Consider the following 18088-nt stretch of genomic DNA (forward strand, 5'->3'; position numbering starts at 1 on the left):
AAGCAGGTTTGTGCCGAGCCTTTGAAATGCACCACAAAACGCGCATGCCTGCCATGCGTTTTAGGAAGATCTGACTATGCAGGACTACAGTAGCATTCCGGGGCTGACGCCCGATGGTCGCTGGGATCTGCCAGAGCGGCTCAATATGGCGGCACAGGCCATGGATCACCCGGCAGATGCGCTGGCGCTGATCGATCTGACCGGCGCCGCGCGGCGCGACATTTCCCATGGGGAACTGGCGGCGATGGTCGATGGTCTGGCGCGCTATCTTCTGTCGCGGATCCAGCCGGGCGACCGGGTGGGTGTGCTGCTCAGCCAGTCGCCCTGGTGTGCTGCCGCGCATCTGGCGATTTGGAAGGTCGGCGCCATTTCGGTGCCCTTGTTCAAGCTGTTTCAGCACGATGCGCTGGCCTCGCGCGCCGGGGATGCGGGGGTGCGTTTCGTGCTGACCGATCCCGAGGGGGCTCTGCTGCTGGGTGATCTGGCCGAGGCGGTGATGGTGCGGGACGCAGGCATTGACGGCGCCCCGGTGCCCTTTGCCGCGACCGGCCCGGAAACCCCGGCTGTCCTTATATATACCTCCGGCACCACCGGCAGCCCCAAGGGCGCGCTGCACGCCCACCGGGTGCTGACCGGTCACTTGCCGGGCGTGGCCATCAGCCACGATCACCTGGGCCAGCCGGGCGATTGCATCTGGACCCCGGCGGACTGGGCCTGGATTGGCGGGTTGTTCGATGTCTTGATGCCCGGTCTTGCGCTGGGCGTGCCGGTCGTCGCGGCGCGGCTCGACAAATTCACGCCTGAGGCCTGCGTCGATCTGATCACGCGCGGAGACGTACGCAACATCTTCTTCCCGCCAACCGCGCTGCGTATGCTGAAGGCCGCCGGGAAGGCGGTGCCGGGCCTGCGCTCGGTCGCATCGGGTGGCGAACCCTTGGGGGCCGAGATGCTGGCCTGGGGGCAGGAGGCTTTTGGTCTTACGATCAACGAATTCTACGGGCAGACCGAATGCAACATGGTCGCCTCCTCTTGCGGCGTGGATTACCCGGCCCGTCCGGGCTGCATCGGGAAGGCGGTGCCGGGGCATGAGGTCGCCGTGATCGACGCCGATGGCAATCCCACTGATCAGGAGGGCGATGTTGCGGTGCGGCGTGGCTCTGCCTCGATGATGCTGGAGTACTGGAACCGGCCCAAGGAGACGGCCGAGAAATTCCACGGTGAATGGCTGATCACAGGTGATCGCGGCATCTGGGAGGGCGACTACCTCCGGTTCGTGGGCCGTGAGGATGATGTGATCACCTCGTCCGGCTATCGGATCGGCCCGGCCGAGATCGAGGATTGCCTGCTCACCCATCCAAGCGTCGCCACCGTTGGTGTTGTCGGCAAGCCCGACCCGATGCGCACCGAGATCGTCAAGGCCTATGTGGTGCTGAAAGAGGGCGCTGCGGCCACCGAGAAAGAGTTGCAGGACTACGTCAAGGACCGTCTGGCCCATTATTCCTACCCCCGCGAAATCGCATTTCTGGACGCCCTGCCGATGACCGTGACCGGCAAGGTGATCCGCAAAGAGTTGAAGGCCCGTGCGGCCGCTGAACAGGAGTCTTCCGTATGAAACTTCAATCCAAGGCAATGCCTTCCTCCGAAGGCTTCAAGCAGAACCGCGAGGCGCATCTGGAGGCGCTGGCGCAGATCAACGAGGCAGCAGAGGCCGCACGTCTGGGCGGCGGGGAGAAATCCCGCGCCCGTCACGAAAGCCGGGGCAAGATGCTGCCGCGCCGCAGGGTTGCGAACCTTCTGGATCCGGGCTCTCCCTTCCTTGAGGTCGGCGCGACGGCGGCCCATGGCATGTATGACGGCGCGGCCCCGGCTGCGGGCGTCATCGCGGGCATTGGCCGGGTGCATGGGCAAGAGGTCATGGTGGTTTGCAACGATGCCACCGTGAAGGGCGGCACCTACTATCCGATGACGGTCAAGAAACACCTGCGCGCGCAGGAGATCGCCGAGGAAAACCGCCTGCCGTGCATCTATCTGGTGGACAGCGGCGGGGCCAACCTGCCCAACCAGGACGAGGTCTTCCCGGATCGCGACCACTTTGGCCGCATCTTCTACAATCAGGCGCGTATGTCCGCAAAAGGCATCCCGCAGATCGCCGTGGTCATGGGATCGTGCACCGCAGGCGGCGCCTATGTGCCTGCGATGTCGGATGTGACCATCATCGTCAAGGAACAGGGCACCATCTTCCTTGCTGGCCCGCCGCTGGTGAAGGCCGCAACGGGTGAGGTGGTCAGCGCCGAAGACCTGGGCGGCGGCGATGTGCACACGCGCCTCTCTGGTGTTGCGGATTACCTGGCCGAGGATGATACCCACGCGCTGGCACTGGCGCGCCGTGCAGTGCAGTCGCTCAACATCACCAAACCGCTGGGCGTCAACTGGGCCAGCCCGGAAGAGCCCGCCTATGATCCCGAGGAAATCCTTGGCGTGGTGCCGGGCGATCTGCGCACGCCTTATGACATCCGCGAGGTGATTGCGCGTCTGGTGGATGGCTCGCGCTTTGACGAGTTCAAGCCGCGCTTTGGTGAGACGCTGGTCACCGGCTTTGCCCATGTGAAGGGCTGCCCGGTGGGCATCATCGCCAACAACGGGGTTCTCTTCTCCGAGGCCGCACAGAAAGGCGCGCATTTCGTTGAACTGTGCAGCCAGCGCAAGATCCCGTTGGTCTTCCTGCAGAACATCACCGGCTTCATGGTGGGCCGCAAGTACGAGAACGAAGGCATCGCCCGCCACGGCGCCAAGATGGTGACGGCGGTGGCGACGACAAATGTGCCCAAGGTGACGATGCTGGTGGGCGGCTCATTCGGGGCCGGTAACTACGGCATGTCGGGGCGCGCCTATCAGCCGCGCTTCCTGTGGACCTGGCCGAATTCGCGCATTTCCGTGATGGGCGGCGAACAGGCGGCTGGCGTTCTTGCGACCGTGAAACGCGACGCCATCGAACGCCAGGGCGGCTCTTGGAGCGCCGAGGAAGAGGCCGAGTTCAAGCGCCCCACCATCGAGATGTTCGAGGAGCAGAGCCATCCGCTCTATGCCTCGGCGCGGCTTTGGGACGATGGCATCATCGACCCGCGCAAATCCCGCGAGGTGCTGGCCCTGTCGCTGAGCGCCGCTTTGAATGCACCGATTGAAGACACGCGCTTTGGCGTGTTCCGGATGTGAGGTAAGGCAACGATGATCCCCCTCGAAGAGGCCCTCGCAGCATTTCCCGTTGCGCAAAGCTATCGCCCCGGCGATTCATCTGCCTTGAATGCCGAAATCATCGGCCTGATCCGCTCGGGCGCAAAGACCGTCAGCTGCGAGGCTTGGTCGGTCTTCGACCATGGCCTGGAAAGTTTTCCCGAGGCGGGGCGCGTGGATATCGTGTTGAACTGGGATGGAACGGCCGCCTGTGCCACCGAAACCGTGAAGGTGGACAAGGTCCGCTTTTGCGACGTAACGGCAGAGATGGTTCCGCCTCAGGGAGAATTCAAAGACTTGGAGCACTGGCGGGCGGGGTACGAAAGCTACCTGACCCGTACGGGCCGCTTTCACCAAAACGCACCGATGATGGTTGAGACCTTTCGTCTGGTCCGTGATTTCGGAGACCACAAAGATGTTTGACAAGATTCTGATAGCAAACCGGGGCGAGATCGCCTGCCGTGTCATGGAAACCGCCCGCGCCATGGGCGTGAAAACCGTCGCCATTTATTCGGACGCCGACCGCGCGGCGAAACATGTGGCCATGGCGGATGAGGCAGTCCACATCGGCACCGGCTCTGCGCCCGCCGACAGCTACCTTCTGGGGGATGAGATCATCGCCATTGCCAAGGCGACCGGTGCCAAGGCGATCCACCCGGGCTATGGCTTCCTGTCGGAAAACCCCGAGTTCGTGGATGCGGTAGAGGCGGCTGGCCTTGTGTTCATCGGTCCTTCGGCGGATGCGATCCGCAAGATGGGCCTGAAAGACGCGGCCAAGGCGCTGATGGAAGAGGCGGGCGTGCCTGTTGTTCCCGGCTATCACGGCAAGAACCAGGACCCCGAGCACCTGTCGGGCGCGGCTGATACCATCGGCTATCCCGTCCTGATCAAGGCGGTCGCCGGTGGCGGCGGCAAGGGTATGCGTCTGGTCGAGGATCCCAAGGATTTTGACGAGGCGTTGAAAAGCGCGCAGAGCGAAGCCACCACGGCCTTTGGCAACCCGGATGTCTTGATCGAGAAATACATCCAGCAGCCCCGCCATATCGAGGTGCAGGTCTTTGGCGATGGCACCACAGCGGTGCACCTGTTCGAGCGGGACTGTTCTCTCCAGCGTCGTCACCAGAAGGTCATCGAAGAGGCACCTGCGCCCGGTATGACCGAGGAAATGCGCGAGGCCATGGGCCGCGCAGGTGTGCGCGCGGCCGAGGCGATTGGCTATAAAGGCGCCGGTACGGTGGAATTCATCGTCGATGGCTCCAACGGGCTGCGCCCCGACGGGTTCTGGTTCATGGAAATGAACACCCGCCTGCAGGTGGAACATCCGGTGACGGAGCTGATCACCGGCGTCGATCTGGTGGAATGGCAGCTGCGCGTGGCCTCGGGTGAAAGCCTGCCGAAACAGCAAGGCGAGCTGATGATCACCGGTCACGCCTTTGAAGCGCGGCTTTATGCCGAAGACGTGCCAAAGGGGTTCCTGCCCGCAACCGGCACGCTGACGCATCTGCAATTCCCCGAAAGCTGCCGCGCCGACAGTGGTGTGCGGGCCGGGGACACCATCAGCCCCTGGTATGATCCGATGATCTCCAAGGTGATCGTGCATGGCCCCACCCGCGCAGTGGCCCTGTCGCGCCTGTCGCAGGCTTTGGCGGAAACCGAGGTCGGCGGTACGGTGACCAACCTTGCCTTCCTTGGCGCATTGGCCGCACACGACGGCTTCTCTGCGGGTGATGTCGATACCGGCCTCATCGCGCGGGATCTGGATCAACTGGTGCAGGCACCCATGGTCAAACCCGAGCACAAGGCCGCTGCCGGGATGCAGGCGCTGGGACTGACCAACACCGACTGGGACACCGGTTTTACCCTGTGGTCCGACATGCACCGTTCGGTCCATCTCAGCCATCAGGGCGAAGAGTTCGAAGCCATGGTCGAGGTGGACGGGCCGGATCGCCAGATCTGGGCCATCGGCGAGGATCAGGTCGTGGCAAACCGTATCGGAGGTGCCTGGGTTCTGGGCGGCGACCGGCTGCCGCCAATGGCGCAGGCCGGGAATACGATCACCGTTTTCGACGGCTACGGGATCCAGTTCGAGGTGATCGATCCGCTCGACCGGGCCTCTGCCGCCGGGGGTGACATGAACTTGATCGAGGCGCCGATGCCGGGGCTGGTCAAGGCGGTCTTTGCCGAGGCGGGGCAGGCGGTGAAAGAGGGCGACCGGCTCGCCATTCTCGAAGCCATGAAAATGGAGCATTCGCTGCTGGCTGCCCGTGATGGTACCGTGGCAGAAGTTCTGGCCGCCGCTGGCGATCAGGTCGAGGCCGGTGCCGCGCTGGTGCGGCTGGAGGAGGCCGAAGACTAATCGGTACTCGTAAAGAAACTGCGTTGGCGGCAGGGGGCTGCCAATGCGACTGGATAACGTTGGCAGGATCGCCAGGGGAGGGCGCGCCATGACGCAAAGCGTTGAAATTTTCGAAATGGGCCCGCGTGACGGGCTTCAGAATGAAAAGCGGGCGATTCCGGTGGCGGAAAAGATTGCCCTGGTGGATTGCCTGTCACGCGCGGGCTTCCGGCGGATCGAGGTGGCAAGCTTCGTCTCCCCCAAATGGGTGCCGCAGATGGCTGGTAGCGGTGAGGTTCTGGCGGGTATCAAACGCGCGCCCGGGGTTTCTTATGCGGCGCTGACGCCCAACATGCGGGGATACGAGGACGCGGTGGCGGCCAAGGCGGATGAAATCGCCGTCTTTGCCTCGGCCTCCGAAGGGTTTTCCAAAGCCAATATCAACGCCAGCATTGCCGAGAGCATCGAGCGCTTCGTGCCCATCCTTGAGGCGGCAAAGAAGATCGACCTGCCGGTGCGGGGCTATGTCTCCTGCGTGACCGATTGCCCCTATGATGGCGCAACCCCGCCGGAAAAGGTGGCAGAAGTGGCTGAGCGGTTGTTTGAACTCGGCTGCTATGAGGTCTCTTTGGGCGACACCATCGGACAGGGGACGCCGGAAACGATCACGAAAATGCTAGAGGCCGTAAAGGCACGTGTGCCTGTCGAGAAACTGGCGGGACATTATCATGACACCGCCGGGCGGGCGATTGCCAATATCGACGCCTCGCTTGCGCAGGGCGTGCGGGTGTTTGATGCCGCCGTCGGTGGGCTGGGCGGCTGCCCCTATGCGCCGGGCGCTGCGGGAAATGTGGCGACGGAAACAGTGCATGCGCATCTGACGGCGCTGGGATATGACACCGGGCTCGATGCGCGGGTGCTGGATGAGGCTGCCGAGGTGGCTCGCGCCATGCGCGGCGTGGTCTGATAGCGCGAATTTTGAAAAGAGAGCGATACGATGTTCAACACGATTACCCTTGAGACCGATGCGCGCGGCGTGGCGACTCTGACCCTGAACCGGCCCGAGAAGCACAACGCCATGTCCGGCGAGATGCTGCTGGAGCTGAAACAGGCCGCACAGGACCTTGCCGCCGATGACAAGGTCCGCGTCGTGGTACTGACCGGCGCGGGAAAAAGCTTTTGCGCCGGCGGCGATCTTGGCTGGATGCAGGCGCAGATGACAGCGGACGCGGAAACCCGCGCGAAAGAGGCACGGGTGCTGGCGGAAATGTTGATGCTTCTCAATACCCTGCCCAAGCCGCTAATCGGAGCGATTCAGGGCAATGCCTTTGGCGGCGGTGTCGGGATGGCCTCGGTCTGCGATGTGGCGATTGGTGTCGATCATCTGAAGATGGGGCTGACGGAAACCAAACTGGGCCTGATCCCGGCCACCATCGGCCCCTATGTGATTGCCCGCATGGGCGAAGCGTGCGCGCGCCGTGTCTTCATGTCGGCCCGTCTGTTTGGCGCAGCCGAGGCCGTCGATCTGGGGCTGCTCGCCAGAATCGTTCCGGCCGATCAACTGGCCGAAGCGGTCGAGGCAGAGGTCGCCCCCTACATGGCTTGCGCCCCGGGCGCGGTCGCCGCAGCGAAAAAACTGACCCGCGATCTGGGCCCGCGTCTGGACGACGCCACCATCGACCACACCATCAAGGCGCTGGTTGACCGCTGGGAAGGCGGCGAAGCCTCCGAGGGCATCGCGGCGTTCTTCGACAAACGCAAACCCAGCTGGCAGGTCTGAAACGGGTCTGAGAGGGGCCTCAGACACGGGTTTAAAGGCGGTTTCGCGGCCTTGCCAAAGATCGAGTATTTCCCTCAGGCGCGCCCAAATTTTGGGCGCGCTGTTCTTTTCTTATACATAGAAAAATATGCATATTTATATGCGTTTGCGGGCCATGTGATGTGCCCACGCCGCGCTGTTAAAGGAAGCTTTAGCCAAACCAAATGCCTGTGTTGACGGTCGGGGGGCAGGGGAGTAGACACGGCCCCAAGTCAACACGCCAATTGACGGCGCGCGAGAATCCGCGCGCGCGGAAAGGAGCCACTCGTGGAAGAGATGTTGCGGGAATACCTCCCGATCCTGGTGTTTCTGGCCGTCGCTATCGGCCTTGGAATTGTTCTTATTCTGGCAGCAGTTGTGCTCGCCGTACGCAATCCCGACCCGGAAAAAGTAAGTGCTTACGAATGTGGTTTCAACGCCTTCGATGACGCCCGTATGAAATTCGATGTGCGCTTTTACCTGGTGTCGATTCTGTTCATCATTTTCGATCTGGAAATCGCCTTCCTGTTTCCTTGGGCCGTCGGCTTCAAGGACATGAGCGACGCAGGCTTCTGGTCGATGATGGTGTTCCTGGGCGTGCTGACAGCCGGCTTTGCCTATGAATGGAAGAAGGGGGCCCTGGAATGGGAGTGATGACCGGAGCCAATACGGCGGGCGTCGACAAGGAAGTCGTCACCCAGGCCCTGAACGCCGAACTGCAGGACAAAGGCTTCCTGCTGACCTCGGCCGAGGACATCATCAACTGGGCCCGCACCGGGTCGCTGCACTGGATGACCTTTGGTTTGGCCTGCTGCGCCGTTGAGATGATGCATACCTCGATGCCGCGCTACGACGCCGAACGCTTCGGTATCGCGCCGCGCGCCTCTCCGCGTCAGTCGGATGTGATGATCGTTGCGGGCACGCTGACCAACAAGATGGCCCCGGCACTGCGCAAGGTTTACGACCAGATGCCCGAGCCGCGTTACGTGATCTCGATGGGCTCCTGTGCCAACGGCGGTGGGTACTATCACTACAGCTACTCGGTTGTGCGCGGTTGCGACCGCATCGTTCCGGTCGACGTCTATGTGCCCGGCTGCCCGCCGACCGCAGAGGCTCTGCTCTATGGTCTGATGCAGCTGCAGCGCAAAATCCGCCGCACCGGCACCCTAGTCCGCTGATCGGCTTTGGTTGGAGAATTGATGATGACTGAAGCACTGAACGAACTCGGGACCCAGATCGCGGCCAAGCGCCCCGAATGCGTGCTGTCCTGGGATGTGTCCCATGGTGAGCTGAACGTGGACGTGGCGCCTGCGAATATCGCGGCGCTGGTCGACTTTCTGAAAGCGGATGCGACCTGCAAGTTTTCCACCCTGGTCGATATTACGGCAGTCGATTACCCCGAGCGGACCAAGCGGTTCGACGTGGTCTATCACTTCCTGTCGATGTATCAGAACCAGCGTATCCGCCTGCGGGTTTCCGTACGCGAAGATGAAATGGTCCCCTCGATTGTCGATCTGCACCCCTCGGCCAACTGGTTCGAGCGCGAGGTCTTCGACATGTTCGGGATCCTGTTCACCGGTCACCCCGACCTGCGCCGGATCCTGACGGACTATGGCTTCCGTGGCCATCCGCTGCGCAAGGATTTCCCGACCACCGGCTATACCGAGGTCCGCTATGACGAGGCGCAAAAGCGTGTTGTCTACGAACCCGTAAGCCTGGTTCAGGAATACCGCCAGTTTGACTTCATGTCCCCGTGGGAGGGTGCCGAATACATCCTGCCCGGCGATGAAAAAGAGGGGGCGAAATGATGGACGGCTCCAAAGGTTTCGAAGACGCCCTGACGGGCGAACAGAAGATCCGCAACTTCAACATCAACTTCGGTCCGCAGCACCCGGCGGCGCACGGCGTGCTGCGTCTGGTACTGGAACTGGACGGTGAGATCGTTGAACGCTGCGATCCTCACATCGGCCTGTTGCACCGTGGCACCGAAAAGCTGATGGAAAGCCGCACCTACCTGCAGAACCTGCCGTATTTCGACCGCCTCGACTATGTGGCGCCGATGAACCAGGAACATGCATGGTGTCTAGCCATCGAAAAGCTTTGCGGTGTCGAAGTGCCCCGCCGTGCCTCGCTGATCCGGGTCTTGTACTCGGAAATCGGCCGTATCCTGAACCACCTTCTGAACGTCACGACGCAGGCGATGGACGTTGGTGCGCTGACCCCGCCGCTGTGGGGCTTTGAAGAGCGCGAGAAGCTGATGATCTTCTACGAGCGCGCCTGTGGTGCCCGCCTTCACGCGGCGTATTTCCGTCCCGGCGGTGTGCATCAGGATCTGCCGGATGAACTGATCGACGATATCGAGGAATGGGCGATTGAATTCCCCAAAGTTCTGGCTGATATCGACGGGCTTCTGACCGAAAACCGCATTTTCAAGCAGCGTAACTGCGACATTGGCGTGGTGAACGAGCAGGAGATCCAGGACTACGGTTTCTCTGGCGTCATGGTACGCGGCTCCGGCCTTGCATGGGACCTGCGCCGTGCGCAGCCCTATGAATGCTATGACGAGTTCGAGTTCCAGATCCCGGTCGGTAAGAATGGTGACTGCTATGATCGCTACCTCGTCCGTATGGAGGAGATGCGCCAGTCGCTGTCGATCATTCGTCAGGCCATCCACAAGCTGCGCGAAGCCACCGGCGATGTGCTGGCCCGTGGCAAGCTGACCCCGCCGAAGCGCGGCGACATGAAAACCTCGATGGAAAGCCTGATCCACCACTTCAAGCTTTACACCGAAGGGTTCCACGTGCCCGAGGGCGAAGTCTACGCCGCTGTCGAAGCGCCCAAGGGTGAATTCGGCGTCTATCTTGTGGCGGACGGGAGCAACAAACCCTACCGCGCCAAGCTGCGCGCGCCGGGCTTCCTGCACCTGCAAGCCATGGACCATGTGGCCAAGGGTCACCAACTTGCCGACGTGGCTGCCATCATCGGCACCATGGACGTCGTATTTGGAGAGATTGACCGCTAATGCTTCGTCGTCTGCATTCCGAACAACCCGAAAGCTTTGCCTTCACGCCCGACAACCAGAAGTGGGCCGAAGCGCAACTCACCAAATACCCCGAGGGGCGTCAGGCCTCTGCGGTTATTCCGCTGCTGTGGCGTGCCCAGGAGCAGGAAGGCTGGGTCACCAAGCCCGCGATTGAATATATCGCGGATATGCTGGGCATGGCCTATATCCGCGTTCTTGAAGTTGCCTCCTTTTACTTCATGTTCCAGCTGGTCCCGACCGGATCCGTTGCCCACGTGCAGGTCTGTGGCACCACTTCCTGCATGATCTGCGGCGCCGAGGATCTGATCGCGGTCTGCAAGGAAAAGATTGCGCCGAAGCCGCACACCGTGTCCGCCGATGGCAAGTTCTCCTGGGAAGAGGTGGAATGCCTCGGGTCCTGCACCAACGCGCCGATGGCGCAGATCGGCAAGGATTACTTCGAGGATCTGACCACCGAAAGCTTCACCAAGATCCTCGATGATCTGGCAGCAGGCAATCCGGTTGTTCCGGGGCCGCAGAACGGGCGTTACGCGGCCGAGCCGAAATCGGGCCTGACGTCGCTCACCGAATACGACAGTGGCAAGACGCAGTATAACGCGTCTGTGCAGCTGGCCGTGGATCTGGGTGACAGCGTCAAGCGCATTCAGGGCGATGAAGTTCCTATCTTGACCCCTTGGGTTGGCAAGGACGGCGTCGTCGCTGGCCGCGCTGCCGAAGGTCAGCCTCCGAAGGCGCCCGAAGCGGCTAAACCGGCTGCCAAACAGGCTGCCGAGGCTAAGCCCGCACCGAAGAAAGCTCCGGCCAAGAAAGCCGCTGAGCCTGCGTCGCCCGAAGGGGCAGCCGCCAAATCGGTTGAAGAAAGCGCGCCTGAGACGCTGAGCGAAGCCCGCGGTGGCAAGGCCGACGATCTGAAGATGCTGAAAGGCGTTGGTCCCAAGCTGGAAGAGACGCTGAATGAACTCGGCTTCTTCCACTTTGACCAGATCGCCAAATGGACCGAAGCCGAAATCGCATGGGTCGACAGCCGCTTAAAGTTCAAGGGCCGCATCGAACGCGATGGCTGGATCGAGCAATCCAAACAGCTCGCCGCTGGTGAAGAGACCGAGTTCGCCAAGAAGGCCAAAGACGACGGCCGCTACGAAGATTAACCCGTCTTCCGCCTCTGAACCGGGGGCGGGGGAGCAGACATTGGGACCCAATGAGCGCTGAACAGGACAAAGCCATCGCAGCCAAGGGGCGCCACATCGCCCTGGTGATTGCCGGAACCATGCTCGCATGGCTCGCTTTGTCCCTGATCATTGGTCCGGCGATGGGATTGCCAGGCCGTTACGCGCTTCTGTTCGATTTTCTCGCGCTGGCGGGGATGATCTATGCAGGGGTCAACATCGTTCAACTCTGGCGCATGCGTCAGGACAACCAAAGGTAGGCAGACATGCTGAAGGACCAGGACCGGATCTTTACCAACCTGTACGGTATGCATGAGCGGACGCTCAAAGGCGCTCAGGCGCGCGGCCACTGGGATGGCACCGCCGGTCTGATCGAAAAGGGGCGTGACTGGATCATCCAGACCATGAAGGACTCCGGTCTGCGTGGTCGCGGCGGTGCGGGCTTCCCCACTGGCCTCAAATGGTCCTTCATGCCCAAGGAAAGCGATGGTCGCCCGGCCTATCTGGTGATCAACGCGGATGAATCCGAGCCTGGCACCTGCAAAGACCGCGAAATCATGCGCCACGATCCGCATACGCTGATCGAAGGTGCGCTGATCGCGTCTTTCGCGATGAACGCCCACACCTGCTATATCTATCTTCGCGGCGAATACATCCGCGAGCGCGAGGCCCTGCAGGCGGCCATCGACGAATGCTACGACAAAGGTCTTCTGGGCAAGAACGCGGCCGGATCCGGTTGGGACTTTGACGTCTTCCTGCACCACGGTGCCGGCGCCTATATCTGCGGCGAGGAAACCGCCCTGATCGAAAGCCTTGAAGGCAAGAAGGGCATGCCCCGCATGAAGCCACCGTTCCCGGCGGGCGCGGGTCTTTATGGCTGCCCGACCACGGTGAACAACGTCGAATCCATCGCCGTCGTTCCCACCATCCTGCGCCGCGGCGCTGAATGGTTTGCGGGCTTTGGTCGCCCCAACAACGCGGGCACCAAGCTGTTCGCGATCTCGGGGCACGTCAACAACCCCTGCGTTGTCGAAGAGGCGATGTCGATCTCTTTTGAAGAGCTGATTGAAAAGCATTGCGGCGGCATTCGCGGCGGCTGGGACAACCTCCTTGCGGTGATCCCGGGGGGTTCCTCGGTGCCTTGTGTGCGCGGTGAAAACATGCGCGATGCGATCATGGATTTTGATTACCTGCGCGGCGAACTGGGCTCCGGCCTTGGCACTGCGGCGGTGATCGTGATGGACAAGCAGACCGACATCATCAAGGCGATCTGGCGCCTGTCCAAGTTCTACAAGCACGAAAGCTGCGGCCAGTGCACGCCCTGCCGTGAAGGCACAGGCTGGATGATGCGCGTGATGGATCGTCTGGTCAAAGGCCAGGCGGAACCGGAAGAAATCGACATGTTGTGGGATGTGACCAAGCAGGTCGAAGGCCACACCATCTGCGCCCTTGGCGACGCGGCTGCATGGCCGATCCAGGGCCTGATCCGCAACTTCCGCGAAGAGATCGAAGACCGCATCAAGGCGCAAAAGTCGGGCCGCATGGGCGCGATGGCGGCTGAATAATAATAAAAGACAGGCAGATAGCAGATCCCATGATGAGCAATTTTACCCTCACAATGACATCCAGCCAGGCAGGCGTTTCTGCCCGGGCGGCTGTGCTTTGTCTGGGGGCATGGGGTCTGTGCAGCTACGACGGGGAGGGGGCACGATGAACCGGAAACTGAAATCCGCAGGTGTCCTGTTGCTGTCGGCGGCGGTTCTGGCTGGCTGTGGCAGCTCGTTCAGCGACCGCACGCTTTATGATGGCGTGGCGTTCAAGGCGAAGGCAAAACCGGTGGACAAGAAGGTCACGCGCGCGGATTTCCGCGTTGAGGTCTCCAAGGCGTCGCAATCCTTCAAGGGCGCGCGTATGGCTGCGCATCACGCTGGCGTCACCTATTGCCTGAGTGAAGCCGGTTACGGCACTTCCGACATCATCTGGGACGTGGATCCCTACGACCCCGAGTCCGAGCTGCGCCTTGATGGCGACACCGCGATTTTCCACGGGACCTGCGACACGTGATCGGTATGGCCTCATATCCTGGCCCGGCGTTATTGCATAACGACGCAAGCTCCCCGTTCCATTGGCGCTCCGCAAATAAGGAGAGTCATGTGAAACGGGTTGTTCTGTCATTTGTGTCCGCTGTCGCGCTGGCGCTGGTGCCATCGTCGCTGCTGGCGAAGCCGCCGCTGCGCTCGGTCGCGGAAATCGAAGAACCGCTGTTTGCTGTCGCTGTCGCCAAAGAGATCGCCGATCACTGCGACAGCCTCAGCGCGCGATTCTGGAAGGGCGTCGGAGAGTTGCGACGCCTGCGCGCGCTGGCCAATGACCTTGGCTATTCGGACACTGAAATCCGCGCCTACATTGGCTCGGACAGGGAAAAGGCCCGGATGCGGGCAAAGGGAGAGACGCTGTTTGCAAGCCGTGGCGTCTCATACGGAAAACCGGAATCCTTCTGTGCGTTCGGACGTACGGAAATTAAGAACAACAGCGCGATCGGCGTTTTACTGAGGGCGAAATAGACCATGTCTGACCTCCGCAAGATCAACATTGACGGAACCGAGATTGAGGTGGACGGGGCCATGACCCTGATCCAGGCGTGCGAGGAGGCCGGGGTAGAGATCCCGCGTTTCTGTTATCACGAACGCCTGTCCATCGCCGGCAACTGCCGTATGTGCCTGGTCGAAGTCGTTGGCGGCCCGCCCAAACCCGCAGCCTCCTGCGCCATGCAGGTCCGCGATCTGCGCCCCGGCCCCGAGGGTCAGGCACCGGTGGTGAAGACCAATTCACCGATGGTGAAGAAGGCGCGCGAAGGCGTGATGGAGTTCCTCCTGATCAACCACCCGCTCGATTGCCCGATCTGTGACCAGGGCGGCGAATGCGACCTGCAGGATCAGGCGATGGCCTATGGCGTCGACTTCTCCCGCTTCCGTGAAGCCAAGCGTGCCGTGGATGATCTGGATCTGGGACCGCTGGTCGGCACCGCCATGACCCGCTGCATTTCCTGCACCCGCTGCGTGCGTTTCACCACTGAAGTCGCCGGCATCACTCAGATGGGTCAGACCGGTCGCGGCGAAGATGCGGAGATCACCTCCTACCTGAACGAGACGCTGGATTCGAACCTGCAGGGCAATATCATCGATCTTTGCCCGGTTGGTGCGCTGACCTCGAAACCCTATGCGTTTACCGCCCGCCCCTGGGAGCTGACCAAGACCGAAACCATCGACGTGATGGACGCGCTTGGCTCGAACATCCGTGTGGACACTAAGGGTCGCGAAGTGATGCGGATCCTGCCGCGCAACCACGACGGCGTGAACGAAGAGTGGATTTCGGACAAGACCCGGTTCGTCTGGGACGGTCTGCGTCGCCAGCGTCTGGACAAGCCCTATGTGCGCGTTGATGGCAAACTGCGCCCCGCCACATGGCCCGAGGCGCTGGACGCCGTGGCAACGGCCATGAAGGGCAAGAAAGTTGCCGGTCTGATCGGCGATCTGGTCCCGGTCGAGGCGGCCTTTGCCCTGAAACAACTCATCGAAGGTCTGGGCGGTTCGGTGGAATGCCGCACCGACAATGCCCGCCTCGCCATTGGCAACCGCTCGACCTATGTGGGCACTGCGGCGATTGAGGATATCGATGTGGCGCAGGCGATCCTGCTGGTCGGCACCAACCCGCGCGACGAAGCGCCGGTTCTGAACGCCCGTATCCGCAAGGCCTGGCTGAAGGGTGCCAATGTGGGGCTGATCGGCGCCGCTGCGGATCTGACCTATGATTACGAACACATCGGCACCGACCGCGCTGCGTTGGACGCTGCTGTGGCAAACGCCCATGACATTGCGGATAAGGCGCCGGTCATCATCGTGGGGCAGGGCGCCCTGCGTGAGGCGGACGGTCTGGCCGTGATGGCCAAGGTTCAGGAGCTCGCCGCCAAATCCGGCGCCAAGGTTCTGGTACTGCACACCGCCGCAGCCCGTGTTGGCGCGATGGACATCGGCGCCGTGACCGAAGGCGGTATGGCCGCAGCCATCGATGGCGCCGAGGTGATCTACAACCTGGGGGCGGATGAAGTCGAAATCGATCCGGGTGCCTTCGTTGTCTATCAGGGCAGCCACGGTGACCGCGGCGCACACCGCGCCGACGTGATCCTGCCGGGCGCAGCCTATACCGAAGAAAACGGTCTTTTCGTCAATACCGAAGGTCGGCCGCAGCTGACCTTCCGCGCTGGGTTCGCACCGGGCGAGGCGAAGGAAAACTGGGCCATCCTGCGCGCGCTGAGCGCTGAGCTGGACGCGAAACTGCCCTACGACTCGCTGGCGCAGCTGCGTCAGGCGATGATCGGCGAAGTTCCGCATCTGGCGAAAGTGGGTGAGGTTATCGAAAACGAGGTTGTCGCGCTCGAAGGCGAACCGCTGGGCAAGGCCGACTTCCTGCCTGCGGTGAAGGACTTCTACCTGACCAACCCGATTGCACGTGCATCGCAGCTGATGGCCGAACTCTCGGCCGCAGCAAAAGCCCGCAAGACAGACAAGATCGCGGCCGAGTGATCCGCGCGGCGCTCATATCGTCCTTGCTGCTGGGGGCCTGCGCGCAGGTGCCCGGTTCCGGCGCGGCAGACCGGTCCACCCCTGAATACAAAGGGGTCGAGACCAGCCTACTGAACGGCGATCTGGTGCGTTTCAACGTTGCTATGTCCGGTGCCCGCTCCGAGGCGGACCTGGATGACTATGCCGAATGTGCGGCCGCGCAATATGCGCTGATCCGGGGCTACGGCTTCGCGCGTCACGTGCGCACAAAAATGAAACAAGAGGGTGGCGTTCAGACTGCAGATGCTGTCTACACCATCTCGCCCTCCCTCCCGCGCGGTCTGCGCACCATCGACGCTGAAGTCGTGGTCGCCGACTGTGAGGCAAACGGAATACCCACGGTGTGAGGACCTATGGCTGAATTCTTTAACACCCCAGGCGGCATCGCCATTCTGATACTGGCGCAAGTGCTTGCAGTTGTTGCCTTTGTCATGATTTCGCTTTTGTTCCTCGTCTACGGGGACCGCAAGATCTGGGCGGCGGTGCAGATGCGCCGGGGCCCCAACGTGGTGGGCGTCTACGGCCTGCTGCAGTCGGTGGCCGACGCGCTGAAGTACGTCGTCAAAGAGGTCGTCATTCCGGCGGGGGCGGACCGCAGCGTCTTCATTCTGGCGCCGCTGACATCCTTCGTCCTGGCGATGATCGCCTGGGCGGTGATCCCGTTCAACGACGGCTGGGTCCTTTCGGATATCAACGTGGCGATCCTGTATGTCTTCGCGGTGTCCAGCCTTGAGGTTTACGGCGTCATCATGGGCGGCTGGGCCTCGAACTCGAAATACCCGTTCCTTGGCTCCCTGCGCTCTGCCGCGCAGATGATTTCTTACGAGGTGTCGATTGGCCTGATCATCGTTGGTGTCATCATCTCGACCGGTTCGATGAACTTCAGCGAAATCGTGCGTGCACAGGATGGCAACGCAGGCCTGTTCAACTGGTACTGGCTGCCGCACTTCCCGATGGTCTTCCTGTTCTTCATCTCGGCCCTGGCTGAAACCAACCGCCCGCCGTTCGACCTTCCCGAAGCGGAATCGGAACTGGTTGCGGGTTATCAGGTTGAATATTCGGCCACGCCGTTCCTCTTGTTCATGGCCGGTGAATACATTGCCATCTTCCTGATGTGCGCGCTGACCACGCTGCTGTTCTTTGGCGGCTGGCTGTCCCCGATTCCGGGTCTGCCTGATGGCGTCCTTTGGATGGTTGGCAAGATGGCCTTCTTCTTCTTCCTCTTTGCGATGGTAAAGGCGATCACCCCGCGCTACCGCTATGACCAGCTGATGCGCCTTGGCTGGAAGGTCTTCCTCCCCTTCTCGCTGGTCTGGGTGGTCTTTGTCTCCTTCGCTGCAAAATTCGACTGGTTCTGGGGTGCCTTCGCACGCTGGACAACTGGGGGCTGATCATGACGCAGATCGATTACACCCGCGCCGCCAAATACTTCCTGCTGCAGGATTTCTGGCAAGGCATGAAACTGGGCCTGAAGTACTTCTTCGCGCCCAAGGCCACCCTCAATTACCCGCACGAAAAGGGGCCGCTGTCGCCCCGTTTCCGCGGAGAACACGCGCTGCGCCGTTATCCCAACGGCGAAGAACGCTGCATCGCCTGCAAACTCTGCGAGGCGGTTTGCCCCGCTCAGGCGATCACCATCGATGCCGAACCGCGTGAAGACGGCAGCCGCCGCACCACGCGTTACGACATCGACATGACCAAATGCATCTACTGCGGTTTCTGTCAGGAAGCCTGTCCGGTGGATGCGATCGTGGAAGGGCCGAATTTCGAATTCGCCACCGAAACCCGCGAAGAGCTGTTCTACGACAAGGAAAAGCTGCTTTCGAACGGGGAGCGCTGGGAAGCCGAGATCGCCCGCAACCTGGAAATTGACGCCCCGTACCGGTGAATGAG

General features: G+C 61.7%; 19 protein-coding genes. All 19 read left to right on the plus strand.

Going from position 1 to position 18088, the window contains the following annotated elements:
* The first annotated feature begins 76 nt into the window (after positions 1–76).
* Positions 77–1612 carry an AMP-binding protein gene (locus tag SM763_RS16255; RefSeq protein ID WP_368999179.1) on the plus strand — a complete coding sequence of 512 codons (1536 nt, stop codon included), beginning with the start codon at positions 77–79 and terminating at the stop codon, positions 1610–1612.
* The gene (locus tag SM763_RS16260) at positions 1609–3213 is read left to right on the plus strand and encodes a carboxyl transferase domain-containing protein (RefSeq protein ID WP_274831818.1); all 1605 of its coding nucleotides are present in this window, start codon (positions 1609–1611) and stop codon (positions 3211–3213) included. The genes SM763_RS16255 and SM763_RS16260 overlap by 4 nt, the downstream gene beginning before the upstream one ends.
* A 12-nt stretch (positions 3214–3225) precedes the next feature.
* Positions 3226–3654, plus strand: a complete 429-nt coding sequence (locus SM763_RS16265) for an ASCH domain-containing protein (protein ID WP_368999180.1) — start codon at positions 3226–3228, stop codon at positions 3652–3654.
* On the plus strand, positions 3647–5587 hold the full coding sequence (locus SM763_RS16270; RefSeq protein WP_368999181.1) for an acetyl/propionyl/methylcrotonyl-CoA carboxylase subunit alpha: 1941 nt from the start codon (positions 3647–3649) through the stop codon (positions 5585–5587). The genes SM763_RS16265 and SM763_RS16270 overlap by 8 nt, the downstream gene beginning before the upstream one ends.
* A gap of 88 nt (positions 5588–5675) precedes the next feature.
* Positions 5676–6533, plus strand: coding sequence for a hydroxymethylglutaryl-CoA lyase (locus tag SM763_RS16275; protein ID WP_368999182.1), 858 nt, complete (start codon positions 5676–5678; stop codon positions 6531–6533).
* 30 nt (positions 6534–6563) lie between these two features.
* The gene (locus SM763_RS16280; RefSeq protein ID WP_274868073.1) at positions 6564–7346 is read left to right on the plus strand and encodes a crotonase/enoyl-CoA hydratase family protein; all 783 of its coding nucleotides are present in this window, start codon (positions 6564–6566) and stop codon (positions 7344–7346) included.
* Between the two features lie 306 nt (positions 7347–7652).
* Positions 7653–8018: an NADH-quinone oxidoreductase subunit A gene (locus SM763_RS16285; RefSeq protein ID WP_065273116.1), complete on the plus strand. Its 366-nt coding sequence runs from the start codon at positions 7653–7655 to the stop codon at positions 8016–8018.
* Entirely contained in the window at positions 8009–8542 is a 534-nt protein-coding gene (locus tag SM763_RS16290) for a NuoB/complex I 20 kDa subunit family protein (protein WP_082996117.1), read from the plus strand. Before SM763_RS16285 ends, SM763_RS16290 begins: the two co-directional genes overlap by 10 nt.
* Positions 8543–8566: 24 nt before the next feature.
* Entirely contained in the window at positions 8567–9172 is a 606-nt protein-coding gene (locus tag SM763_RS16295; RefSeq protein WP_065273118.1) for an NADH-quinone oxidoreductase subunit C, read from the plus strand.
* Positions 9172–10386 carry an NADH-quinone oxidoreductase subunit D gene (locus SM763_RS16300; RefSeq protein WP_274834452.1) on the plus strand — a complete coding sequence of 405 codons (1215 nt, stop codon included), beginning with the start codon at positions 9172–9174 and terminating at the stop codon, positions 10384–10386. The genes SM763_RS16295 and SM763_RS16300 overlap by 1 nt, the downstream gene beginning before the upstream one ends.
* Positions 10386–11555 (plus strand): NADH-quinone oxidoreductase subunit E, encoded by a 1170-nt coding sequence (locus SM763_RS16305; protein WP_274836734.1) that lies wholly within the window; start codon positions 10386–10388, stop codon positions 11553–11555. Before SM763_RS16300 ends, SM763_RS16305 begins: the two co-directional genes overlap by 1 nt.
* Positions 11556–11605: 50 nt before the next feature.
* Entirely contained in the window at positions 11606–11833 is a 228-nt protein-coding gene (locus SM763_RS16310; protein ID WP_065273121.1) for a DUF5337 domain-containing protein, read from the plus strand.
* Between the two features lie 6 nt (positions 11834–11839).
* A complete protein-coding gene (nuoF, locus tag SM763_RS16315) occupies positions 11840–13138 on the plus strand; it encodes an NADH-quinone oxidoreductase subunit NuoF (RefSeq protein ID WP_065273122.1) in 1299 nt (432 codons plus the stop codon).
* A 145-nt stretch (positions 13139–13283) separates the two neighbouring features.
* Positions 13284–13637: a hypothetical protein gene (locus SM763_RS16320; RefSeq protein ID WP_368999183.1), complete on the plus strand. Its 354-nt coding sequence runs from the start codon at positions 13284–13286 to the stop codon at positions 13635–13637.
* Between the two features lie 89 nt (positions 13638–13726).
* On the plus strand, positions 13727–14137 hold the full coding sequence (locus tag SM763_RS16325) for a DUF5333 domain-containing protein (RefSeq protein ID WP_368999184.1): 411 nt from the start codon (positions 13727–13729) through the stop codon (positions 14135–14137).
* A gap of 3 nt (positions 14138–14140) precedes the next feature.
* Positions 14141–16156 (plus strand): NADH-quinone oxidoreductase subunit NuoG, encoded by a 2016-nt coding sequence (gene nuoG / locus SM763_RS16330; RefSeq protein WP_368999185.1) that lies wholly within the window; start codon positions 14141–14143, stop codon positions 16154–16156.
* A complete protein-coding gene (locus tag SM763_RS16335; RefSeq protein ID WP_065273126.1) occupies positions 16153–16542 on the plus strand; it encodes a YNQ4 family lipoprotein in 390 nt (129 codons plus the stop codon). Before nuoG ends, SM763_RS16335 begins: the two co-directional genes overlap by 4 nt.
* A gap of 6 nt (positions 16543–16548) precedes the next feature.
* A complete protein-coding gene (nuoH, locus tag SM763_RS16340) occupies positions 16549–17586 on the plus strand; it encodes an NADH-quinone oxidoreductase subunit NuoH (protein WP_065273127.1) in 1038 nt (345 codons plus the stop codon).
* Between the two features lie 2 nt (positions 17587–17588).
* Positions 17589–18083 (plus strand): NADH-quinone oxidoreductase subunit NuoI, encoded by a 495-nt coding sequence (nuoI, locus tag SM763_RS16345; protein ID WP_065273128.1) that lies wholly within the window; start codon positions 17589–17591, stop codon positions 18081–18083.
* The last annotated feature ends 5 nt before the right edge of the window (positions 18084–18088 follow it).

The sequence above is a fragment of the Pseudophaeobacter sp. C1-32P7 genome (genome assembly GCF_041008775.1).
Lineage (GTDB): Bacteria > Pseudomonadota > Alphaproteobacteria > Rhodobacterales > Rhodobacteraceae > Phycobacter > Phycobacter gallaeciensis_A.